25 protein-coding genes are annotated in these 22,323 nt (G+C 69.2%); 21 read left to right on the plus strand and 4 right to left on the minus strand.

The genetic code is table 11. The features are described 5' to 3' along the window. The first annotated feature begins 231 nt into the window (after positions 1 to 231). From ccoN to ASD59_RS04860, 9 genes are all read left to right on the plus strand, one after another. Positions 232 to 1,719, plus strand: coding sequence for a cytochrome-c oxidase, cbb3-type subunit I (ccoN, locus tag ASD59_RS04820; protein ID WP_369816578.1), 1,488 nt, complete (start codon positions 232 to 234; stop codon positions 1,717 to 1,719). Between the two features lie 10 nt (positions 1,720 to 1,729). Continuing rightward, the gene (ccoO, locus tag ASD59_RS04825) at positions 1,730 to 2,467 is read left to right on the plus strand and encodes a cytochrome-c oxidase, cbb3-type subunit II (RefSeq protein ID WP_055829062.1); all 738 of its coding nucleotides are present in this window, start codon (positions 1,730 to 1,732) and stop codon (positions 2,465 to 2,467) included. Then, positions 2,464 to 2,637, plus strand: coding sequence for a cbb3-type cytochrome c oxidase subunit 3 (locus ASD59_RS04830; RefSeq protein WP_055829065.1), 174 nt, complete (start codon positions 2,464 to 2,466; stop codon positions 2,635 to 2,637). Before ccoO ends, ASD59_RS04830 begins: the two co-directional genes overlap by 4 nt. Beyond that, positions 2,630 to 3,529 carry a cytochrome-c oxidase, cbb3-type subunit III gene (gene ccoP / locus ASD59_RS04835; RefSeq protein WP_055829733.1) on the plus strand — a complete coding sequence of 300 codons (900 nt, stop codon included), beginning with the start codon at positions 2,630 to 2,632 and terminating at the stop codon, positions 3,527 to 3,529. The genes ASD59_RS04830 and ccoP overlap by 8 nt, the downstream gene beginning before the upstream one ends. Continuing rightward, positions 3,526 to 5,016 (plus strand): cytochrome c oxidase accessory protein CcoG, encoded by a 1,491-nt coding sequence (ccoG, locus tag ASD59_RS04840; protein ID WP_055829067.1) that lies wholly within the window; start codon positions 3,526 to 3,528, stop codon positions 5,014 to 5,016. The genes ccoP and ccoG overlap by 4 nt, the downstream gene beginning before the upstream one ends. Continuing rightward, positions 5,013 to 5,501 (plus strand): FixH family protein, encoded by a 489-nt coding sequence (locus ASD59_RS04845; RefSeq protein WP_055829069.1) that lies wholly within the window; start codon positions 5,013 to 5,015, stop codon positions 5,499 to 5,501. The genes ccoG and ASD59_RS04845 overlap by 4 nt, the downstream gene beginning before the upstream one ends. After that, positions 5,492 to 7,666: a heavy metal translocating P-type ATPase gene (locus tag ASD59_RS04850; protein ID WP_055829072.1), complete on the plus strand. Its 2,175-nt coding sequence runs from the start codon at positions 5,492 to 5,494 to the stop codon at positions 7,664 to 7,666. The genes ASD59_RS04845 and ASD59_RS04850 overlap by 10 nt, the downstream gene beginning before the upstream one ends. Next, a complete protein-coding gene (gene ccoS, locus ASD59_RS04855; protein ID WP_055829075.1) occupies positions 7,663 to 7,869 on the plus strand; it encodes a cbb3-type cytochrome oxidase assembly protein CcoS in 207 nt (68 codons plus the stop codon). Before ASD59_RS04850 ends, ccoS begins: the two co-directional genes overlap by 4 nt. A gap of 110 nt (positions 7,870 to 7,979) precedes the next feature. Further along, complete coding sequence (locus ASD59_RS04860) at positions 7,980 to 9,383, plus strand: dicarboxylate/amino acid:cation symporter (RefSeq protein ID WP_082560047.1); 1,404 nt, start codon at positions 7,980 to 7,982, stop codon at positions 9,381 to 9,383. Here the strand turns inward: ASD59_RS04860 and ASD59_RS04865 are convergent. Further along, complete coding sequence (locus tag ASD59_RS04865; RefSeq protein WP_055829077.1) at positions 9,380 to 9,871, minus strand: VOC family protein; 492 nt, start codon at positions 9,869 to 9,871, stop codon at positions 9,380 to 9,382. The two genes, ASD59_RS04860 and ASD59_RS04865, sit on opposite strands and share 4 nt — an antisense overlap. 101 nt (positions 9,872 to 9,972) lie before the next feature. Between ASD59_RS04865 and ASD59_RS04870 the strand changes: the two genes are divergently transcribed. Together ASD59_RS04870 and ASD59_RS04875 are read left to right on the plus strand one after the other, a co-directional pair. After that, complete coding sequence (locus ASD59_RS04870; protein WP_055829737.1) at positions 9,973 to 10,323, plus strand: arsenate reductase; 351 nt, start codon at positions 9,973 to 9,975, stop codon at positions 10,321 to 10,323. Positions 10,324 to 10,421: 98 nt separating this feature from the next. Then, positions 10,422 to 11,021, plus strand: coding sequence for a DUF2726 domain-containing protein (locus ASD59_RS04875; protein WP_055829080.1), 600 nt, complete (start codon positions 10,422 to 10,424; stop codon positions 11,019 to 11,021). A 21-nt stretch (positions 11,022 to 11,042) separates the two neighbouring features. Here ASD59_RS04875 and ASD59_RS04880 read toward each other — a convergent pair whose 3' ends face one another. Then, positions 11,043 to 13,322 (minus strand): glycoside hydrolase family 3 N-terminal domain-containing protein, encoded by a 2,280-nt coding sequence (locus ASD59_RS04880; RefSeq protein WP_200943606.1) that lies wholly within the window; start codon positions 13,320 to 13,322, stop codon positions 11,043 to 11,045. Positions 13,323 to 13,408: 86 nt separating this feature from the next. Further along, positions 13,409 to 13,648 carry a DUF2188 domain-containing protein gene (locus ASD59_RS04885; protein WP_055829083.1) on the minus strand — a complete coding sequence of 80 codons (240 nt, stop codon included), beginning with the start codon at positions 13,646 to 13,648 and terminating at the stop codon, positions 13,409 to 13,411. Positions 13,649 to 13,827: 179 nt separating this feature from the next. Between ASD59_RS04885 and ASD59_RS04890 the strand changes: the two genes are divergently transcribed. From ASD59_RS04890 to ASD59_RS04900, 3 genes are read left to right on the plus strand one after another with little or no spacing between them, the layout of a single operon-like run. Further along, positions 13,828 to 14,247, plus strand: coding sequence for a hypothetical protein (locus ASD59_RS04890; protein ID WP_055829740.1), 420 nt, complete (start codon positions 13,828 to 13,830; stop codon positions 14,245 to 14,247). A 21-nt stretch (positions 14,248 to 14,268) separates the two neighbouring features. Further along, the gene (locus tag ASD59_RS04895; RefSeq protein ID WP_055829086.1) at positions 14,269 to 14,808 is read left to right on the plus strand and encodes an RNA polymerase sigma factor; all 540 of its coding nucleotides are present in this window, start codon (positions 14,269 to 14,271) and stop codon (positions 14,806 to 14,808) included. Next, positions 14,798 to 15,094 (plus strand): hypothetical protein, encoded by a 297-nt coding sequence (locus ASD59_RS04900; RefSeq protein ID WP_055829088.1) that lies wholly within the window; start codon positions 14,798 to 14,800, stop codon positions 15,092 to 15,094. The genes ASD59_RS04895 and ASD59_RS04900 overlap by 11 nt, the downstream gene beginning before the upstream one ends. Here the strand turns inward: ASD59_RS04900 and ASD59_RS04905 are convergent. Further along, on the minus strand, positions 15,081 to 15,899 hold the full coding sequence (locus tag ASD59_RS04905) for an endonuclease/exonuclease/phosphatase family protein (RefSeq protein ID WP_055829092.1): 819 nt from the start codon (positions 15,897 to 15,899) through the stop codon (positions 15,081 to 15,083). The genes ASD59_RS04900 and ASD59_RS04905 overlap by 14 nt on opposite strands. Before the next feature lie 141 nt (positions 15,900 to 16,040). On the opposite strand from ASD59_RS04905, the gene ASD59_RS04910 reads away from it, so the two are divergent. From ASD59_RS04910 to der, 7 genes are all read left to right on the plus strand, one after another. Further along, positions 16,041 to 16,439, plus strand: a complete 399-nt coding sequence (locus tag ASD59_RS04910) for a DUF6249 domain-containing protein (protein WP_055829096.1) — start codon at positions 16,041 to 16,043, stop codon at positions 16,437 to 16,439. Positions 16,440 to 16,464: 25 nt separating this feature from the next. Next, positions 16,465 to 17,025 (plus strand): RNA polymerase sigma factor, encoded by a 561-nt coding sequence (locus tag ASD59_RS04915; protein ID WP_055829743.1) that lies wholly within the window; start codon positions 16,465 to 16,467, stop codon positions 17,023 to 17,025. Beyond that, positions 17,015 to 17,428 carry a hypothetical protein gene (locus ASD59_RS04920; protein WP_055829100.1) on the plus strand — a complete coding sequence of 138 codons (414 nt, stop codon included), beginning with the start codon at positions 17,015 to 17,017 and terminating at the stop codon, positions 17,426 to 17,428. Before ASD59_RS04915 ends, ASD59_RS04920 begins: the two co-directional genes overlap by 11 nt. A gap of 75 nt (positions 17,429 to 17,503) precedes the next feature. After that, a complete protein-coding gene (gene panB, locus ASD59_RS04925; protein WP_055829103.1) occupies positions 17,504 to 18,340 on the plus strand; it encodes a 3-methyl-2-oxobutanoate hydroxymethyltransferase in 837 nt (278 codons plus the stop codon). A gap of 92 nt (positions 18,341 to 18,432) precedes the next feature. Then, positions 18,433 to 19,209: a tetratricopeptide repeat protein gene (locus ASD59_RS04930; RefSeq protein ID WP_055829106.1), complete on the plus strand. Its 777-nt coding sequence runs from the start codon at positions 18,433 to 18,435 to the stop codon at positions 19,207 to 19,209. A gap of 23 nt (positions 19,210 to 19,232) precedes the next feature. Beyond that, positions 19,233 to 20,663, plus strand: a complete 1,431-nt coding sequence (locus ASD59_RS04935) for a PQQ-like beta-propeller repeat protein (protein WP_055829109.1) — start codon at positions 19,233 to 19,235, stop codon at positions 20,661 to 20,663. 33 nt (positions 20,664 to 20,696) lie between these two features. Then, positions 20,697 to 22,319, plus strand: coding sequence for a ribosome biogenesis GTPase Der (gene der / locus ASD59_RS04940; RefSeq protein ID WP_055829111.1), 1,623 nt, complete (start codon positions 20,697 to 20,699; stop codon positions 22,317 to 22,319). Positions 22,320 to 22,323 lie beyond the last annotated feature (4 nt).

Here is a 22,323-nt window from a genome sequence, read left to right on the forward strand (position 1 = left end):
AAGCGGCGCACGGGGAGTCGAGGCACGCAGGGGCCTCTCTCACCGGGGCCCAGCCGAATGCCGATCACCGTCTCACAGGATACCGATACGCCAGGCGACGTGGTCGCCCTGTACCTGTTCGTGGGCGTTGCGGCGGTGGTGGCCCTGCTCGCGACGGCCTTCACCGACGACGCGGCCTTCCGCTTCCACGGCTATTTCCTGATGGCGGCTTCGGTCGTGGCGCTGGCCGCCATGACCATAGGCATCGCACATGGACGTTTCCGGTCGGATCCCGCCCGCTATGAGGACGGGGTGATTCGCGCCGGCGTGATCGCCACCATGTTCTGGGGCGTCATCGGCATGACCGTCGGCGTCTTCATCGCCGCCCAGCTTTCATGGCCCGACATCTTCTATTTCCCCGAGCACGGCTGGCTCAACTTCGGCCGTCTGCGGCCCCTGCACACCTCGGGCGTGATCTTCGCCTTCGGCGGCAACGCCCTGATCTGCACGTCCTTCTGGGTCGTCCAGCGCACCTGCAAGGCGCGACTGGCGGGCGGGGTCTGGCCGTGGTTCGTGTTCTGGGGCTACCAGCTGTTCATCGTCCTGGCCGCCACGGGCTATGTCGCGGGCATCAGCCAGTCGCGCGAATACGCCGAGCCGGAATGGTACGTCGACCTGTGGCTGACCATCGTCTGGGTCGCCTATCTGTTCGTCTTCCTCGGCACCATCTGGAAGCGCAAGGAACCCCACATCTACGTGGCCAACTGGTTCTATCTGGCCTTCATCGTCACCATCGCCCTGCTGCATCTGGTCAACAACGCCGCCGTGCCGGTCGGCCTGCTGGAGGCGCGCAGCTATTCGGCCTTCGGCGGGGTCCAGGACGCCCTGGTGCAGTGGTGGTACGGCCACAACGCCGTGGGCTTCTTCCTTACCGCCGGCTTCCTGGCGATGATGTACTATTTCGTGCCCAAGCGGGTTGAGCGGCCGGTCTATTCATACCGCCTCTCGATCGTCCACTTCTGGTCGCTGATCTTCATCTACATCTGGGCCGGGCCGCACCACCTGCACTACACGGCCCTGCCGCAATGGGCGCAGACGCTGGGCATGACCTTCTCGATCATGCTGTGGATGCCGTCCTGGGGCGGGATGATCAACGGCCTGATGACCCTGTCGGGAGCGTGGGACAAGCTGCGCACCGACCCCGTCGTCCGCATGATGGTCGTGGCCATCGCCTTCTACGGCATGGCGACCTTCGAGGGCCCGCTGATGTCCATCCGGACGGTCAACGCCCTGTCGCACTACACCGACTGGACCATCGGCCACGTCCACGCCGGCGCCCTCGGCTGGGTCGGCTTCATCACCTTCGGCGCCATCTACTGCATGGTCCCGTGGCTGTGGAAGAAGGACCGGCTGTACTCCAACGCCCTCGTCGAGTGGCATTTCTGGATCGCGACGACGGGCATCGTTCTCTACATCACCGCGATGTGGGTCTCCGGTATCATGGAGGGCCTGATGTGGCGCGAGTACACGCCCGACGGCTTCCTCGCGAACAGCTTCATCGAGACCGTGTCGGCCAAGCACATCCAGAACGTCATCCGCACCGTCGGCGGCCTGATGTTCCTGGGCGGCACGCTCATCATGTCCTACAACCTGTGGCAGACGATCCGCATGCCGTCCTCGCGCACCGCCGCGAACGTGCCCGCGACGACGATCGAGCCGCAACTCCTGCCGGCCGAGTGAGGATCGCCCCATGTGGAAGAAGCACGCGAAATTCGAGCGTCACTCGCTCTGGCTGGTGATCGGCATCACCATCGTCGTCTCGATCGGCGGCCTCGTCGAGATCGCCCCGCTGTTCTGGGTCGAGAGCACGATCGAGGAGGTCGAGGGGGTTCGCCCCTACACGCCGCTCGAGCTGGCCGGCCGCGACATCTACATCGGCGAGGGCTGCTACAGCTGCCACTCGCAGATGATCCGGCCCCTCCGCGACGAGGTCGAACGCTACGGCCACTACAGCCTCGCCGCCGAGAGCATGTACGACCACCCGTTCCAGTGGGGGTCCAAGCGCACCGGGCCGGATCTGGCGCGCGTGGGCGGCAAATACTCGAACGAATGGCACCGGGAGCACCTGACGGACCCGCGCGCCGTGGTGCCGGAGTCCAACATGCCGCCTTACCGGTTCCTGGCCGACCAGGACCTGGACCAGCACGCCATCCGGGCGAAGCTGCGGGCCATGCTGGCGGTCGGCGTTCCCTATACGGCGGCGCAGATCGAGAACGCCGAGGCGGATCTGAACGCCCAGGTCGATCCGTTCGCGAGCGAGACCTCCGAGCTGCGCGGCCGCTACGGGCCCCGGGTCGCCCAGGGTGATTTCGACGGCGACCCGTCGCGCCTGACCAAGATGGACGCCCTGATCGCCTATCTTCAGCAACTCGGCACCCAGGTCGATTTCCGGACCTACCAGGCCGAAGACCCGGACAACATGCGATGAGCGGGCTCGACTACGAAACCGTGGCGCGGTTCGCCCAGCAGGGCGGCACCCTCTATTTCGGCGCCGTCTTCGTGGCCGGGTTGATCTACGCCCTGTGGCCGAAGCACGGCGAAGACTTCCGCCGCCTGTCCCACCTGCCGCTCGAAAAGGACGAGGATGACCATGTCTGAACGCGAGCGCGACGAACATTCCGGCGTCGAGACGACCGGCCACGAGTGGGACGGGATCAAGGAACTGGACAATCCGCTGCCGCGCTGGTGGCTGTGGGTCTTCTACGGCTCCATCGTCGTGGCCATCGCCTACTGGGTGCTGATGCCCGCATGGCCCGGCCTCAGGGGCTACACCCCCGGGCTCATGAAACAGTCCGACCGCGTCGACCTGGTCGAGCAGCTGGCCGCCCTGCAGACCCAGCGGGGCCGGGGCGAGGCCCTGCTGATGTCGGCGTCGCTGGAGCAGATCGAGGCGGATCCCGACCTGCAGGCCCATGCCCTGGCGGTCGGCCAGTCGGTCTTCGGCGACAACTGCGCCAGCTGCCACGGCGTGGGCGGCGGCGGGGCCAAGGGCTATCCGAACCTGCGCGACGACGTCTGGCTGTGGGGGGGCACCCTGGCCGAGATCGAACACACCATTCGCGTCGGCGTCCGGTCGGCCCACCCCGAGACGCGGACGTCGCAGATGCCGGCGTTCGGACGCGACGGCATGCTCAACGCCGCCCAGGTCTCCGATCTGACGGAGTATGTCATGGCGCTGTCCGGCCGCGAGGCCGACGCCGCGGCGGTGGGCCGGGCGCAACAGCTGTACGCAGACAACTGCGCCGCCTGTCATACGCCGACGGGCGTGGGCGACCGCATGCTGGGAGCGCCGAACCTGACCGACCGGGAATGGCTGTTCGGCTCTGACCGGGACTCCATCCGGGCCCAGATTCACAACGGCCGAAACGGGGTCATGCCGACCTGGGAGGGCCGTTTCTCGCCCGCCGTGATCAAGGCGCTGGCCGTCTATGTCCACGTCAACGCCGGTGGCGGCGAAGCCTCCGGCGCGAGTGAAGCCGCCGCGCCATGACCATCATCATCGACCGGACCCGCGAGCGGCCGGCGACGGCGGGTCCGGTCTCGGTCGCCGAACGCCAGCGCGAGAAGGCGCGACCGAGGGGACTCTATCAGCCGCGGATCCCGATCTACCCCAAGCTGGTCCACGGCCGGTGGCGGTGGATCAAATGGGCCCTGCTGATCGTGATGCTGGCGATCTACTACATCACGCCGTGGATCCGCTGGGAGCGCCCGGGGGGCCTGCCGGACCAGGCGGTTCTGGTCGACTTCGACGGCGGCCGCTTCTACCTGTTCATGATCCAGCTGTGGCCGCAGGAGGTGTATTTCATCACCGGCCTGCTGGTGATCGCGGCCCTGGCGCTGTTCCTCGTGACGGCCCTGTTCGGGCGGCTGTGGTGCGGCTACGCCTGCCCGCAGACGGTGTGGACGGATCTCTACATCCATATCGAACGGATGTTCGAGGGCGACCGCAACGCCCGCATGCGCCTCGACGCGGCCCCGATGTCCTTCAACAAGCTGTGGCGAAAGGCCGGCAAGCACGCGGTGTGGATCGGCGTCGCCTTCGGCACGGGCGGAGCGTGGATATTCTACTTCCATGACGCGCCAACGCTGATCCGCACCTTCTGGGTCGGGACCGCGCCGATGACGGCCTATGTCTCGTGCGCCATCCTGACCTTCACCACCTATGTCTTCGCCGGCCACATGCGCGAGCAGGTCTGCACCTATATGTGCCCGTGGCCGCGCATCCAGGGGGCCATGCTCGACGACCAGTCGTTCCAGGTCACCTACCGCTACGACCGCGGCGAGCCCCGCGGCCCGCACAAGAAGACCGAGTCCTGGGAGGGCCGCGGCGACTGCATCGACTGCAACCAGTGCGTCGTGGTCTGCCCGATGGGCATAGACATCCGCAACGGCGCGCAGCTGGAGTGCATCAACTGCGGCCTGTGCATCGACGCCTGCAACGAGATCATGGACAAGGTCGGGCGGCCGCGCGGCCTGATCGCCTATGACACCGACGCGGCCGTCACGGCCCGGAATGTCGGCCTGAAGCCGAAGCACCGCCTGGTCCGGCCGCGCACCCTCTATTACGGCCTGGCGCTGATCCTGGTCGGGGGCCTCATGATCTGGGGCTTCAGCACGCGCGAGCAGATCGGCGTCCATGCCCTGCGGGACCGCAACCCGGCCTGGGTCCGGCTGCACGACGGCGCGGTCCGCAACGGCTACACCCTGAAGATCGCCAATCATGGCTTCGAGACCGCCACGGTGGAAATCCGTTACGCCGGCGTTCCCGGAGCGGCGCTGAGAATTCCCGGTCAGCCGGGCGCCGATCCGCTGCGCGTCCAGGTCGAGCCCAATCGCGTCACCCCGTTGCGGATCTTCGTCACCGCCCCGGCCAATCAGGTCGCCGAAGGCAGCCGGGACGCGGCTTTTGAAGTCCGCTCGGGCGGCGAGACTCAGACCGTCCGGACCGCCTTCGATTACGGGAGCCAGATGCGATGAACGTCCCGAAATCAGGCTCGAAACCACCCTTCACGATCAAGGGCTGGCATGTCGGCGCCGCCGTCGTGGCCTTCTTCGCTCTGGTGATCGGGGTGGACACCGGCTTTCTGGTGCTCGCCTACCGGTCGCACCCCGGGCAGGTGGCGCCGCGGCCCTATGAAGCCGGCCTGATCTACAATGCGGAACTGGCGCGGCTGCGAGCACAGGAGGTGCTGGGCTGGCGCGCGGGGGCCGAGGCGCGGACACGGGGGCTGGAGGTGTTGATGCAGAGCCGGGACGGTCAGCCGCTGACCGGACTGCGGGTTTCGGCTACCCTTGAGCGCCCGGCGACCGAGCAGGGACGCACCGAACTGATCCTGCAGGAGAGGGCGCCGGGCGTATACGCCGTCGATCGCACCCTGAAGGGGACCTGGGACGCCCGCATCGTGGCCGCCGGCGGCTCGGGCGCGCGGTTCATCGCCGAGCGGAGGCTGACATGGCCCTGACCTTCGACGCCGCCAGCTCGCCGGACATGTCGGCCTTCCTGCGGCGGACGGACGACGGGCGCGCGAGCGTGGATCTTCTGGTGACGGGCGCGCGCTGCGCCGGCTGCATCTCGAAGATCGAACGGGCGGTGTCGGGCCTCCCCGGCGTCGAGTCCGCCCGGCTCAACCTGTCGACCGGACGGCTCGCTGTCGGCCTCGCCAACAGCGCCGTCGATCCCGCCCGGATCATCTCGGCCCTCGACCGGCTCGGCTATCCGGCGACGCCGTTCGACCCCGGCGCGGCCATGGTCCAGCGCGACCGCGAGGGACGCCGTCTGATCCTCGCCCTGGCCGTGGCGGGCTTCGGCGCGATGAACGCCATGATGTTCTCGGTGCCGATCTGGGCCGGGCTGTTCGACCAGGAGCTGGGTCCGGCCACCCGCTCCATGATGATGTGGATGTCGGCGATCGTCGGCGCGCCGTGCGCCATCTTCGCCGGCATGCCCTTCTTCCAGTCGGCCTGGCGGTCGCTCCGCGCGGGCCGCGCCAATATGGATGTCCCGATCTCGGTCGGGGTGATCCTGACCCTGGCGATCAGCTTCTCCGAGACGATCCTCAACGGCCGCGACGCCTATTTCGACGCCGCCGTCTCCCTGCTGTTCCTGCTGCTGATCGGACGCTGGCTCGACCATGTGCTGCGGGCGAAGGCGCGCAGCGCGGCCGGCGACCTGCTGGCCCTGCAGGCCCCCGCCGCCTGCGTCGTGGATGCGCCCGGCCGCGAACGGTCGGTTCCGCTCGGCGACATCCAGCTAGGCGACATCCTGCGCGTCCGGCCCGGCGACCGCATCCCCGTGGACGCCGTCCTCGAGTCGGGTGAGGCGCTTCTCGACAACAGCCTGCTGACCGGCGAGAGCGCTCCGGAGCGCGTGCGGCCGGGGCAGCTGTGCCGCGCCGGCGCCGTCAACACCGCCGGCCTGCTGACGGTGCGCGCCAGCGCCCGGTCGGAGGACTCCACCCTCGCGGCCATCGCCCGGCTGGTCGAGGCCGGCGCCCAGTCGCGCTCGCGTTATGTCCGACTCGCGGATCGCGCCGCCGCCCTCTATGTGCCGGTGGTTCATGCGGCGGCGCTGGCGACCTTCGCCGGCGGCTGGGCCCTCGGTCTCGATCCCCGGGAAGCGCTGATCCGCGCGGTCGCTGTCCTGATCGTCACCTGCCCCTGCGCCCTCGGCCTCGCCGTGCCGGCGGTGCAGGTGGTGGCCTCGGCGCGGCTCTTCCGCCGCGGCGTGCTGGTCAAGTCGGGGGCCGCGCTGGAGCGGCTGGCCGAGATCGATCACGTCGTTTTCGACAAGACCGGCGTGCTGACCGAGGGGCGTCCGGCGCTGGTGGGCGCGCCGCAGGCGGTGATCGCCATGGCGGCTCCGCTGGCTCGCGCCTCCAGCCACCCCATGGCCCGCGCCGTCACCCGCGCGGCGGGCGAGGGGCCCGTGGCGACGGACGTCGTCGAACACGCCGGCCTGGGCGTCGAGGGGCTGATCGACGGGCGCCGCGCCCGCCTCGGCCGGGCGGCCTTCGTCGGCGCCTCGACCCTGAGATCGGGCGAAACGGAACTGTGGTTCGGCTTCGAAGGCGAGACCAAGGTCCGGCTGCAGTTCTCTGACGTCGTCAGGCCGGACGCCGCCGCGACGATCAAGGCGCTCGGCGCCCGCGGGATCACGGTGGAGATTCTCTCCGGCGATCAGGTCGGGGCGGTCGGCGCGGTGGCCGACACGCTCGGCGTGACGGCATGGAAGGCGGGGATGGTGCCGCAGGAGAAGGCCGAGGCGATCGACCGCCTCGCCGCCGCGGGCCGCAAGGTGCTGATGGTCGGGGACGGGCTGAACGACACCGCCGCCCTGGCGCGGGCCCACGCCGCCATCGCGCCCGGGTCGGCGCTCGAGGCGAGCCAGAACGCCGCCGACCTGGTCCTGACCCGGGACGCCCTGATGGCGGTGGTCGAGGCGATCGACGTGGCCCGTTCGGCCCGCCGCCGGGCGCTGGAGAATTTCGGCTTCGCGGCCCTCTACAACCTGGTCGCCGCGCCCGCCGCCATGCTCGGCTTCGTCAATCCGTTCGTCGCCGCCCTGGCGATGTCGGGGTCGTCGCTGGTGGTCACCCTTAATGCGCTTCGGGTCAGGGGCGGGCGATGAACATCATCTTCCTGCTGGCGCCGTTCTCGGTTCTGCTGGGGCTGCTGGCCGTGGGGGCCTTCGTCTGGACCCTGCGCTCCGGCCAGTACGACGACATCGAGGGGGATGCGGCCCGCATCCTGATCGATGACGACGCCGATCCTGACGGCCCGGCGCCCTGTGGCGATGCCGGGACGAACCGGCCGGAAGCCGACGACGCCTGAAAGGCTCCGCTTCCGGGCCGTCAGGTCACAGGCGGATGGGAATACGGCGGCGAGCCCTCTAGGCTGGGTCGGGGAATCGCGGCTCCTGGTCCGCGACGAGGGAAAACGCCATGGCCCGGAAACCCGCCGACAAGGCGCCCACGCCGCGCACGCCTGCGCCCGCCGCGGTCAAGGTCGCGCCCGGCGTCGCCGTGGATGCGACCGCGCCGACGCCGCCGAAGAAGACGCCGATCTGGACCCACCTCTATGTCCAGGTGCTGGTCGCCATCGGGCTGGGCGCCTTGATCGGCCATTTCTGGCCGACGTTCGGGGAGAGCCTGAAGCCGCTCGGCGACGCCTTCATCCGCCTGGTGAAGATGATCATCGCCCCGGTCATCTTCCTGACCGTGGCCACCGGCATCGCCCACCTCAGGGACCTCGGCCGGCTGGGCAAGGTGGTGGGCAAGGCCTTCGCCTATTTCCTGACCTTCTCGACCCTGGCCCTGATCATCGGCCTGGTCGTCGCCAATGTGGTGCGGCCCGGGGCCGGGATGAACGTCGATCCGGCCACCCTCGACCCGGCCGCAGTGGCCCAGTACGCCACCAAGGCCCACGAGACCTCGATCGTCGGCTTCCTGATGAACATCATTCCCGAGACGGTGGTCGGCGCCTTCGCCGGCGGCGAGATCCTGCAGGTGCTGTTCTTCGCCATCCTGTTCGGCATCTCCCTGGCCGTGATCGGCGATCGGGCCCAGCCGGTCATGGCCGTGCTGGAGAGCGTGTCCGAGGCCTTCTTCAAACTGGTCGCCATCCTGATGAAGGCGGCCCCGATCGGGGCCTTCGGGGCCTTCGCCTTCACCATCGGCAAATACGGCATCGAGTCGGTGATCAACCTCGCCGCCCTGGTCGGCACCTTCTACCTGACCTCGGCCCTGTTCGTGGTCGTGGTGCTGGGGGCCGTCGCGGCCTTCAACGGCTTCTCGATCTTCAAGCTGATCCGCTATCTCAAGGAGGAGCTGCTGCTGGTGCTCGGCACCTCGTCCTCCGAAGCCGCCCTGCCCAGCCTGATCGAGAAGATGGGCCGGGCCGGCTGCGACAAGTCGGTGGTCGGGCTGGTCGTGCCGACCGGCTATTCCTTCAATCTGGACGGCACCAACATCTACATGACCCTGGCGGCCCTGTTTATCGCCCAGGCCTGCGGGGTCGACCTGTCGCTGGGCGACCAACTGCTGCTGCTGGCCGTGGCCATGCTGAGCTCCAAGGGGGCGGCGGGGGTCACGGGGGCGGGCTTCATCACCCTGGCCGCGACCCTGGCCGTGGTGCCGTCGGTGCCGGTGGCTGGCATGGCCCTGATCCTCGGCGTCGACCGCTTCATGAGCGAATGCCGGGCCCTGACCAACTTCATCGGCAACGCCGTGGCCACCATCGTGGTGGCGAAGTGGGAGAAGGGTCTGGACCGCGAGGCCCTGGACCTGGCGCTCTCAGGCGCGCCCGGCCCGGTCGTGGCCGGCGCCGTGCAGGCGGACGAGGACTAGCCCCGCGCGGCGCGTTCCAGCGCGGCGATGTTCAGCCGCTTCATGTCCATCATGGCCGCGAAGACGCGTTGGCGCACGGCCGGGTCCGGATCGGCCAGAAAGCGGTTCATGGCATAGGGCACGATCTGCCACGACAGGCCGTAGCGATCCTTGACCCAGCCGCACTGCTCGGCCTCGGGCACGGCGGACAGGGCCTCCGTCAGGCGGTCGACCTCGGCCTGGTCCTCGCAGTCGATCTGCAGCGAAATCGCCTCGGTGAAGGTGAAATGAGGCCCGCCGTTCAATGCCGTGTAGCGATTGCCGGCGAGGGTGAATTCGACCAGCAGGACGTCGCCGGCCTTGCCGGAGGGATAGTCGCCGGGGGAGCGGATGACGGCGTCGATGCGGGAATCCGGAAGCAGCGAAACATAGAAGCTCACGGCTTCCTCGGCCTGTTTGTCGAACCAGAGGCAGGGGATGACCTTCTGGCGGGGCGGGAGGGCGGTCATGGCACGTCTCCTTTGCTGATCGACGTCTTATATTAAACTATCTGGTTAAATGCAAATGGCCCGGCTTGCGGTTCCGGGGCGAGGTCGCCACACAGGCGGCCATGACTCCGACTCTCTACGGCATCCCCAACTGCGACACCGTCAGGAAGGCCCGCGTCTGGCTGGCCGAACACGGCGTGGCGCATGAGTTTCACGACTACAAGAAGGCCGGGATTGACCGCGCCCGGATCGAGGGCTGGGTGGCGGAACACGGCTGGGAAGTGGTGCTGAACCGCGCCGGCACGACGTTCAAGGCGCTGCCGGACGCTGACAAGGCAGACCTGAACGCTGCGAAGGCCGTGGACCTGATGCTGGCCCAGCCGTCGATGATCAAACGGCCGGTGCTGGATCTGGGCGGCCGGACCCTGGTGGGATTCAAGCCCGATCATTACGTGGCCGCTCTTGGTCGCTGAGCAGTTCGCCTTCGCCCCGTTAGCCTTATCGTTTAAGCCCTCTGCAATCCGCCACGCGCACGCTTGAGGCGACGAAGCTCGCGCAAGAGGTGTGATCGATGTCGGATCAGCAGACCATTCTCGTCGTCCTGATTGTCATGGCGGCCTTCCTCGCGGGGATGAAGGCCTCCCGTTTGATGGCCCGCCGTGAACGCCGGGGCTGGCGGAGTGCGACCGGGCCGACCCGGCCGGCGGTCTCGCGTTCTGAGGGCCGGGCTCCCGATGCGACCGAGCAGCTTCGCACAGTGATGTCTGCGACGTTCAAACCCCGCCGCCTGATGTCCGCCGACGAGGCGCGGGTCTTCAAGGTCGCGGAGGCCGTGGTTCAACGCCTGAATCTGAAATGGCGGGTCATGGCCCAGGTCAGCCTCGGCGAGGTGTTGTCCTCGGGTGATCCGGCGGCCTATGCGACGGTTAACAGCAAGCGCGTGGACATTCTGGTGATTTCCGGTTCGGGCCATCCCGTCGCCGCCATCGAATACCAGGGCAGCGGGCATTATCTGGGCACCGCCGCCGCCCGGGACGCGGTCAAGAAGGAGGCGCTGCGGCGTGCCGGTGTCGCCTATATCGAGGTGACGCCCGGCCACGACGTCGCCGAGCATCTGGCCCGGGAGTTCATGCGGGTCTCGGCCGGTAAGGACCTCGGCCTCGCCGCCTGACCGGGATCCGGAGCAACCCGGTCAACGCACCAGGTTGAACGTCGCCGCCGTTCCCGACTGAGCGTCGGCGCTCAGCCACACGTCGAACAGCCCCGGCTCGACCGTCGGCCGCAGGTCGGGCCCGAGGAAGCTCAGCTCCGGGAACCTCAGCGACATCGTCACCTCCAGCGCGCCGCCCGCCGGCACCGTCACGCGACGGAAATTCTTCAGCAACCGAACCGGCTGGGTGATCGAGGCCGCCTTGTCGCGGATGTAGAGCTGCACGACCTCGGACACCGGAAGCGCGCCCGTGTTCGTCAGGGTCACGGTCGCGCTGATCTCGCCGTTCCAGGCCATGGTCGGCGCCGATAGCCGGACGGGCGAATATTGCACCGTCCCATAGGTCAGGCCGTGTCCAAACGGATACAGCGCCAGATGCGGCGCCTCGCGGAATTTGGAGGTGAACTCGGTGTCGGTCGGCTGCGACGGCCGGCCGGTGGTCTTGTGCGCATAGTAGAAGGGCGACTGACCGGAGCGGTACGGGAAGCTGACCGGCAGCCGGCCCGTCGGCGCATGGTCGCCGAACAGGATGTCGGCGACGGAGTTGCCGGTTTCGGAGCCCAGGAACCACGTCGCCAGAAGGGCCGGGGCGTCCTTCACCGCGCCCGCCAGCTCCATGCCGCGGCCGTTGCGCAGCAGGACCACCACGGGCTTGCCGGTCGCCGCCACGGCCTCGGCCAGCGCCAGTTGCGGCGTGGGAATGCCAATATCGACGCGGGACTTGGACTCGGCCGACATCTCCTGCGACTCGCCGACGGCCAGCAGGACGACGTCCGCCTGGGCCGCCGCCATCACCGCCGCCTCGATCCCGCCGGCCAGCGGCGTCTCGACGTTTGAACCCTTCACCACCGTCAGGCTGGAGCCTGGGCCCAGCGCCGCCCGCAGCCCCTGTTCCAGCGACACCGCCAGCTTGGGATCCTTGAAGATCGACCACGGCCCGAACAGGTCCGTCGCATCCGCCCCGAACGGCCCGATCAGGGCATAGCGTTTGCCCGACTTCGGCAGGGGCAACAGGCCGCCTTCGTTCTTCAGCATCACGATCGACTTGCGGCCCGCCTCTCGGGCGAGCGCCAGATGCTCGCGGCTGCCGTGCACCCGCCTCTCCATGCGGACGTCCGAACCGCGATACGGGGTCTCGAACAGGCCCAGCGCCGCCTTGGTCATCAGGACCCGCCGCACCGCCTCGTCGACGCGGGCGATGGGCACGTCGCCCGACTGGACCAGTTCGGGGATGTGCTTGAGATAGAGCCCGCTCTTCATCGACATGTCGACGCCGGCCATCAGGGCCAGCCGCGCCGCGTCGCGCCCGTCCGCGGCGTAGCCGTGGGCGATCAGCTCCTGCTCCGAGGTGTAGTCCGACACGACGAAGCCGGCGAAGCCCCACTCGCCCCGCAATATGTCGGTCAGCAGCCATTTGCTGCCGCTGGCCGGGACGCCGTTCAGGTCGTTGAACGCGCTCATGGTCGACAGGGCGCCGGCGTCGAAGGCGGCCTTGAACGGCGGCAGATAGACCGACCGCAACTCCAGCTCGCTCATGTCGGTGGAATTGTAGTCCATGCCCGCCTCGGCGGCGCCGTACGCGGCGAAATGCTTGGGACAGGCCAGCAGGGACGACCAGGCCTTCAGGTCATCGCCCTGGAAGCCCCGCGTCCGCGCCGCGGCGAACAGATTGCCCAGCAGGACGTCCTCGCCCGCCCCCTCGACCACCCGGCCCCAGCGTTGGTCGCGTCCGACGTCGACCATGGGGGCGTAGGTCTGGTGCACGCCGGCGGCCCCGCCCTCGACGGCGGCGGCGCGCGCCGTGCGCATGGCCAGGTCCGTATCCCAGCTGGCGGTCTCGCCCAGCGGCACGGGGAAGGTGGTGCGCAGGCCGTGGACGATGTCGGCGGCGAACAGCAGGGGGATGCCCAGCCGGCTGTCCCGGACGGCCATCTCCTGCACCATCCGGGTGTTCTCCGCCCCCACGCCGTTGAACAGGGCTCCGATCCGCCCCGCGCGGATGTCGGCGGCGACGGCGGCCTGGTCCGCGTTGAAGTCGCCCGGGTTCACGCCCTCGGGCCGCCAGCGGAAGGGATCGTTCAGCAGGTTCAGCTGGCCGGCCTTCTCCTCGATCGTCATGCGCGCGATCAGGGCGTTGACCCGGTCCAGATCCGCCGCCGCCCGCGCCGCCGCGATCCGCGGCGCCATGACCATCCCCGCCGCCATCGCGCCTCCGGCCAGGAGCATGCGGCGGGTCGGGGCGGCGAGGGGGGCGTGGAGCATGTAACCGGTTCCGCTGACTGGGGCGGCCAGACCTAACGGCCGGGGTGGGCCGCGCCTAGCCCGGTCCGATCACAAGCGGTTGCGGGTCAGCCCTCGACGTCGATCTCGGGCCGGTCTTGGCCGTCGGCGCGCTCGGTGATCCAGCGGCCAGAGGAGTCGGCGTATTCGATCAGGGCGTCCTCGTCCGGCACCTTCTGCTCGCGCGCCACGGCGACAGCGGCGGCCCGCGCCGAGTCATGGGTCGGATAGGTCTCGGAATAGGTCCCGCCCGACTGATAGGCCCAGCCCCCGTCGTGTTCGACGATGCGATAGGTGATCTGGACCATGGCCGGGCTCCCGTGGGGACTGAGTGTCCGCCAGCGAACGCGAGGCCGCAAGATGGGTTGCGCGTCCCGACGGCGAGGGGGGCGCAAAAAGTCCCGGCCGTCGCATCCGCTGGCGGGATCGGCGACGACTACCCTATGAAAGCGTGGACACGGCGTCCGGCGCATGAGGGGTGACGATCATGGAAGACCTGTTCCGTTCTTACTGGTGGCTGCTGTTCCCGCTGGCCTGGTTCGTGTTCGGCGGCTTCTCCAGCTTCCTGAACTACCGCCGGCAACGGGATGCGTTGAAGCTGATCCAGACCTATGCGGAAAAGGGCCAGGAGCCGCCCGCCGCCCTGCTCGCCCTGATCGAAAAGCCGATCGACGGCTCCGGAATGTGGGACTCCTCGAGCGACAACAGCGGCGGCCGGTCCGGCGACGGCGCCTGGTTCTCGGTGGTGCTGTTCGGCGTGATGGCGGTCGGCTTCGCCTACGCCAGCTGGTCAGACATCTACGGAGCCGGCGAAGCCTTCCTGATCGTCAGCTTCGTGCTGGGGGCGCTCTGCCTGGCCTCGCTGGTCTCGGCCCTGCGCAGCGGCGGACGCGGTCCGCGGGCCTGATGCGGCCCGGGAACGCGCGCCATGGGGGGATTTCACAGCGACGCCGAGCTGGTGAGTCATGCGCTCGCCGGCTCGGACGCGGCCTTTTCGCGGCTGGTCGAGCGGCATCAGGCGGCCGTCCGCGGCTTTCTGCGCCGCGCCCTGGGCGGGGGCTGGGCCGAGGCCGACGATGTGGCCCAGGACGCCTTCCTCGCCGCCTGGCGGTCGCTCCGGTCGCTCAGGGACCCGGGCGGGGTCCGCGCCTGGCTGTGCGGCATCGCCTGGCGCAAGGCCCAGGACCGGATCCGCAGCGCGCGGCGCGGCGCGGCGCGCGACGGCGTGTGGCTGGAGACGGTCGACCTCCCCGCGGGCGTGTCGCACGAGGACCGGCTGGCCCTGGCCGCCGCCATGGCCGAACTGGCCCCGGACGTTCGCGCCTGTGTCGCCCTGTGTCTCGCCGACGGCTGGTCGCACGGCGAGGCGGCCATCTCCCTGGGCTTGCCGCTCGGCACGGTGAAGTCGCATGTTGCGCGCGGTCGGGCGCGGCTGCTCAAAGCGCTCGGAGGAACCGATGACGCCTGAACAGAAACTGCAGGCCCTGTTCGCCGCCGAAGCGCTCCCGGCGCGCGACTACGCCTTCCAGGCGCGGATCGCGCAGCGGCTCGCCCTGCGCCGGGCGTGGATGACCGTCGCGGCCCTCGTGCCCTGGGTCGTCGCCGCCGTCGCCATCCTGTGGGCCCTGATTCCGGTGGTCGGTCCGCTGACCGAGGACATCGGCGCCCTGATCCCCGCCGCCGCCATGCTGGCGGGCGTGGCGGTCAGCGCCGCGGCCGCCCTGGCCCTCGCGCGCCGGTTCAGCGCAGCCTGACGGTAGCCGCCACGCCGAAATGATCCGACGGGTACTCCCCGTCCGTCGGCTCGGCCCCGATCACGGCCGCCCGCACCGGCGCGAACCGGGCCGTCTCGGCGAAGACGTGATCGATGACCCGGGGCGGATGGTTCTTCGCCGGGTTCAGCGTCGTCGGCGCCGTCCCGCGGGGCAGGGCGCTGAAGAACCGCTCGCCGGTCAGCACCGCCAGCCCGGCGTCCTCCTGCACCGCGTTGAAGTCGCCCGTGACGATCAGCGGCGTCCCGTCCTTCGGCAGCCAGCTCATCAGATCGGCCAGCTGGCGCGCCCGCACGGCCTGGGCGTCGGCCTGCCACGCCAGATGGGTGTTGACGACATCCACGGCCCGGCCGCCCGCGTCGACCCGGACGCGCAGCGCCGTGCGATAGTCGTCCAGCGGTTCCAGCGTCTTCCAGTCGTGCGCCAGCACGGGCAGGCGGCTCAGGATCGCATTGCCGTACCGGCGGGGCGCGCCTTCGGCGTCGGTCGAGACGAAATGCATCTCATAGCCGCCCAGGGCGTCCGCGATCGTCCGCGCCTGATTGGGCAGCCCGACGGCGGCGTCTTCCAGCACCTCCTGCAGGGCGATGACGTCCGGGCTCTCCGCCCGGATCGCGGCGATCAGCAGCGGCAGTCGCGCGGCCCAGTCGCCCTGGTTGTGCCAGATGTTGAAGGTGACCAGGGTCAGCGCCGCCCCTCGCACCTCCGTCACCGCGCCCGTCCCGGTCGCGCAGGCGGTCAGGGGGGCCGCGGCCAGTCCGGCCAGAAGGAGGCGGCGGTCGATCATCGGCGTGTCTCCGGTTGCGGGGCCCGCCTTCGCCTTACAAAAGTTTCACCTCGTCGTCCGCATCCATGGAGCGTCTTCACAGCCTCTTGTCGTCAGAAGGCCGAGGCATCACGCTCCGGTTTCGAGAAAAGGGGACATCCCATGAACCTGACGCCCATACTGATCGTACTGATCATCTTCACCGCCATTACCGCCGTCATCTTCGGTCCGAGCTATCTGAAATCCCGCGAGAAGCGCGATATCCAGACGACGGTTCGTCACGCGATCGACAAGGGCCAGCAACTGCCCGCCGACCTGATCGACGCCATGACGCGCGACGTGGCCAGCAAGCTTCCCTCGCGGACCCGCGACCTGCGTCGCGGCGTCATCTGGCTGGCGGTCGGCGTCGGCCTCACCGCCTTCGGGTACATGACCCAGTTCGGCTGGCACGACCACGATGTCGAAGGCGTAGCAGGCGGCCTGATGGGCATCGCGGCCATTCCCGCCACCATCGGTCTGGCGTTCATCATCCTGAGCTTCTTCAACCCGAACAAGGAGTAAGCCCGAGCGGACAGGGGGATTGATGATGACCCAACCTCTGATCGACCGGCACGACGTCGAGCTCGCCGCCCTTGCGGCGGCGGGCGGACGGCGGGAGTTCGGCGAGCTGGTGCGCCGCCACGGTTCGGCGGTGCGCGGCCTGCTGCGGCGGATGGGGGCCCAGCCCTCGCTCGCCGACGACATCGCCCAGGACGCCTTTATCCAGGCGTTCGAGCGGTGCGCGGAGTTTCGCGGCGAGGGCACCTTCGCCGCCTGGGTCAAGCGGATCGCGGCGCGTCTCTACATCAAGCGTGTTACGAAAGAAGCCCGCTACATTGCTGAAGTTGAACAGGAAGAAGTCGCGCCCGCCGCCGATCAGGCGGGCCTGATGGATCTCGACGAAGCCCTGAAAGGCCTCAGCGAGCCTGAACGACTGTGTGTCTCCCTTTGTCACGGGGCCGGCATGGCGCATCCCGAGATCGCCGCCGCCCTGAATTTGCCACTCGGCACGGTGAAGTCTCATGTCAAACGTGGTCTGGATAAACTCCGCGCGCGGCTACAGCCGCGATCCGCGACAGCCCTGGGGGGAGCGCAGCATGTCGGCTGACGAGTTCGATCCCGAAATCGAGCGCCTGTTCGCGCGCACCCCGCATCTGCCCGACGCGGCCCTGTTCAACGCCCGGGTCGAACAGCGCCTGCAGAAGAGCTCCCAGGTTCGCGTCTTCGCCCTGGGGCTGGCCGGCGTCGTCGGCGGCGTCGTGGCGGTCCGCGAGACCATGAGCGTGAACCTCGGCGTCGGCGACGGCGTGGTCGCCGGCGACGCCCTCGGCGAGGGCATTCGCTCCGCCTCGCTCAGCGTCCAGAGTTCGGTTCAGGGGGCGCTCGACCAGTTCGGTCTGGGCGGCCTGGAACTCGGCTCCATGGGCGGAATGCAACTGTTCTGGATCGCCGCCGGAGCCCTGATCGCCCTGGCCGCGGCCGGCGTGATGAAGCTGTCGCAGGATATGTGAGTCTGTCCCCGTCGTCCTCAGGGATGACGGGGACAAGCCCCATCGCTATCTAGGTCTCCGAACAGGAGGACCGCCATGTCCAGCCAGAAGCAGGAAACCGTCCGCCGCCTCGCCGCGCCGGACATCCGCAACCGCAAGGGCGGAGAGCCCATCGTCTGCCTGACGGCGTATGACGCCCCCACGGCGGCCCTGCTGGACGATCATTGCGACCTGCTGCTGGTCGGCGACAGCGTCGGCATGGTCGTGCACGGCCTGCCCAACACCGTCGGAGTCACCCTCGAGATGATGATTCTCCACGGCCAGGCCGTCATGCGCGGCTCGAGGAAGGCCATGGTGGTCATCGACATGCCGTTCGGCAGCTACGAGGGCGGCAAGGAGCTGGCCTACGAAAACTGCGCTCGCGTCATGAAGGAGACGGGCGCCCAGGGCGTGAAGCTGGAAAGCGGCCCGACCGTCGCGGAAACCATCGCCTATCTGGTCCAGCGCGGCATCCCGGTCATGGGCCACGTCGGCCTGCGGCCCCAGGCCGTGCTGACGGACGGCGCCTTCAAGGCCAAGGGCCGGACCGACGAGGAGCGGCTGCGGGTCATGTCGGAGGCCGAGGCCACGGCTGACGCCGGAGCCTTTTCCATCGTCATCGAGGGCGTGGCGGAGGGCCTGGCGCGCGACATCACCGCCGCCGTCGACAAGCCCACCATCGGCATCGGCGCCTCGTCCGCCTGCGACGGCCAGATTCTGGTGACGCCCGACATGCTGGGCATGTTCGACTGGACGCCGAAATTCGTCCGCCGCTACGCCGATATGCGCGGCGAGATCGACCGGGCCGTCGCCGCCTACGCCGCCGACGTGAAGGCCCGCCGTTTTCCTGCCGAAGTCGAGACCTACTTCTCGAAAAAGCCCGCTACGCCGTAAGGGCTGCGTTGCGGCGGGCAGGCTGACCCTCTAGGGTCCGGCCGGATTGAATTTCAGCGGCCTCGGCGCCGTTTTCTGGGGGCGACGTATCCGTGGTTGATGTCTTCGAGCAGGTCGAGGAGGAGCTCCGCTCCGACCGCTACAAGCGGCTCGCCCGCACCTGGCTGCCCGTTGTCGGCGGCGTGCTACTGATCGCCCTGATCGCCGCCCTGGCCTTCTGGGGCTGGGACAGCCTGCAGACGTCGAAGGCCGACAAGGCCTCGGTCGCCTTCGATCGCGGCATGCAGTCGCTCCAGGCCAACAATCCGGTCGGGGCCGACGCCGCCTTCACCCAGGCGGCGAAAGACGGCAACGGCGCCTACAAGGCCCTCGCCCTGATGCAGCGCGCCGCCATCGCCGTCGACGCCAACCGCATCCCCGACGCCATCGCCCGCTTCGACGAGGCGGCGAAAGCCTCCGGGGACCCGCTGCTGGCCGACGCCGCCGCGCTCAAGGCCGCCTGGCTGGCCATGGACAGCGAGACTCTGGCCCAGATCGAGGCCCGTCTCGCGCCGATCGCGAAGGACGGCCGTCCGTTCAGCCCCTTCGCCCTCGAGGCCCTCGCCATGGCGCGCCTCCAGAACGGGCAGGTCGCCCCGGCCCGCGAGGCGCTGGTGCTGCTCAAGAACGGTCTGGATACGCCCGAGATCGTCAGCCAGCGCGCCGACCTGACCATCGCGGCCATCGATTCCGGCGCCGCGGCCAACCTGCCGGCCATCGTTCGCGCCCAGGCGGCTCTTCCCGTGGCCCCGCCCGTGAGCGCGGCCCCCGCCGCCCAGCCGGGCGCGCCTGCTCCCGCCGCGCCCGCAGCCGCACCGGCCCGCCCGTGATCCCCGTTTCCAGGACGTCCGCCATGAATCGCGTGCTCAAAGTCGCTCTGCTGGGCGGTCTGGCCGTCTCCCTCGCCTCCTGCGGCACGGTGCGCAACGCCCTGCCGTTCGGCCTCGGCGGCTCCAAGGACCCCCAGGCCACCGCGTCCGAGGGCCAGCGGATTTCGGTCCTGGAGTTCGAACAGCAGCTGGCGCCGTCGGCCGCCCTGTCGGGGCGTGACTTCTTCCTCCCGGGTCCCCAGGCCGCCACGGCCTGGACCCAGCCCGGCGGCAACGCCGAGAATTCGGTCGAGCACGTGATCGCGGCTCCGGAGTTCGCGGTGGCCTGGCGGCGGGGCGTCGGCGCCGGCTCTTCGCGCACGCGTCAGGTGATGGCGCCGGTCGTGGCCGACAACGGCCGCGTCTTCGTGCTGGACGGCGAGTCCACCGTGTCGGCGCTCGACTCCGGCACGGGCGCCCAGGCCTGGAAGGTCAATATCAAGCCCGATGAACGCGAAGGCGGCAGCCGCGGCTTCCTCGGCTTCGGCGGCACGGGCGGAACGACCGGCGGCGGCTTCGGCGGCGGCGTCGCCGTGGGCGGCGGCAAGGTCTTCGTCGCGTCCGGCTATCGCGTCGTCACCGCCCTCGACCAGGCCACGGGCGCGGTCCTCTGGACCACGCCGGTGGATGTGCCGATCCACGGCGCCCCGACCGTGTCGGGCAGCCGGGTGTTCGTGGTCGACGTCGAAAACCAGATCCAGGCCTTCGACACCACGACCGGCCGTCAGGACTGGTCCTACCGCGGCATCCCGGAGCCGGCCCGCATCATGCGCGCCTCCAGCCCGGCGGTCACCGGCGACACCGTGATCGCGCCCTTCTCGTCGGGCGAGGTCGTCGCCCTGCGCGCCTCGACCGGCCAGGCCGTCTGGCAGCAGGTGCTTTCGCGCACCAGCCGCACCAGCGCCCTGTCGGAGATCCGCGACATCGCCGGCCGTCCGGTCATCAGCCGCGGCACGGTCTACGCCGTCAGTCATTCGGGCCTGCTGTCGGCCCTCGACCTCCGCACCGGTCAGCCCAAATGGGCGCCCCTGCCCATCGCCGGCGTCAATGCGCCCCTGCCGGCCGGCGACGTCGTCTATGTCGTGTCCAAGGACGGCGAACTGACCGTCATCAACCGCGACACCGGCCAGATCTACTGGAGCCGCGACCTCAACGAGGGCCGCGTGCGTCAGGAGGGCGGCTATTTCGGCTTCTTCGACCGCACGGTGCGGCCGGAATGGTCGGGTCCGCTGCTGGCTTCGAACCGGCTGGTCCTGACCAATTCGGACGGCGAACTGGTCGCCTTCGATCCCAAGACCGGAGCCCAGACGGCTTCGCTCCGGCTCGGCGCCGGACCGGTCTATCTCGCGCCCGCCGCCTACAATGGCGCGCTCTACGTTCTCACCGACAAGGGCGACCTCGTCAGCATTCGCTGACACCGGACCCTCAATCTGCGTTAGAAGGCCGACATGGCTCTCAAAGTCGCCATCGTCGGCCGCCCCAATGTGGGCAAGTCGACATTGTTCAATCGTCTCGTCGGCAAGCGCCTCGCGCTCGTCGATGACCGCCCGGGCGTGACCCGCGACCGTCGCTACGCCGACGGCAACATCGGCGACATGGATCTGACGCTGATCGACACCGCCGGCTATGAGGACGTCACCGACGACAGCCTCGAATCGCGGATGCGCGAACAGACCGAGGCGGCGCTGGAAGACGGCGACCTGATCCTGTTCATGATGGACGCCCGCGAGGGCGTGACCTCGCTGGACCAGATCTTCGCCGACCGCCTGCGCAAGCAGCACAAGCCCGTCATCCTGCTGGCCAACAAGTCCGAGAGCCGCGAGAGCGGCGGCGGCATCGGCGAGGCCTATTCGCTCGGCTTTGGCGAGCCGGTCGCCATCTCGGCCGAGCACGGCGAAGGCATGGCCGATCTCTACGCCGCCATCGTCGCCGCCAGCGCCGACATCTTCATCGAGGAGGTCGACGAGCCCGACAAGCCGATCCGCATCGCCATCATCGGCCGCCCCAACGCCGGCAAGTCGACCCTGATCAACCGCCTGATCGGCGAGGACCGCATGCTGACCGGCCCCGAGGCCGGCATCACCCGCGACTCCATCTCGGTCGACTGGGAATACGAAGGCCAGAACATCCGCCTGGTCGACACCGCCGGCATGCGCCGCAAGGCCCGGGTGCAGGAGAAGCTGGAGAAGCTGTCGGTCGCCGACACCATCCGCGCCATCACCTTCGCCGAGGTGGTCGTGCTGGTCATGGACAAGGACGACGCCTTCGACACCCAGGACCTGCAGCTGGCCGACCTGGTCGAGCGCGAGGGCCGGGCCCTGGTCTATGTCGCCGCCAAATGGGACCTCGAGACAGAGCCCCAGTCGAAGCTGGCCAAGCTGACCCAGATGGCCGAGGACAAGCTGCCCCAGCTGAAGGGTTCGCCCTTTGTGGCCCTGTCGTCGCACAGCGGCCGCGGCGTCGAGCGCCTGATGCCGGCCGTGCTTCAGGCTCACGCCACCTGGTCGGTCAAGGTCAAGACCAAGGACCTCAACACCTGGCTGGCCCTGGCCACCCAGAGGCATCCGCCCCCCGCCGTCGACGGCAAGCGGATCAAGCCCAAATACATGGCCCAGACCAAGGCCCGGCCGCCGACCTTCGTTCTGATGGCCAGCCGCGCCGAGTCCATGCCGGAGCAGTACAAGCGCTATCTGGTCAACAACCTGCGCGAATCCTTCGATCTGCCGGGCACGCCGATCCGGCTGCTGGTCAAGTCGGGCAGCGAGAACCCCTATGCGCCGGGCGGCTCAAAATCGGGGCCGGAGCGCTACAAGGGCGACGCCAAGACCGCGCCGCGCAAGGTCATCAAGAAGGCCGAGCGGGCCGAGATGCTGTCCAACCTGCCCGGCAAGGCGCTGGAGCAGAAGAAGGCCGGCAAGACCAAGCTCAAGCCGCTGGCCGGGCTGAAGGCCAGCGCCAACAAGAAGGCCGGCTCCTCGGTCGCCGTCCAGAAGGGCGCGCGCGGCGGCGCCCGCCAGGTCTCGCGTTCGGGTCGCGTCCGCACGGGCCAGAAGCACCTGCCGAAGAAGTAGGCCC

The sequence above is a fragment of the Brevundimonas sp. Root608 genome (assembly GCF_001427825.1).
GTDB lineage: Bacteria > Pseudomonadota > Alphaproteobacteria > Caulobacterales > Caulobacteraceae > Brevundimonas.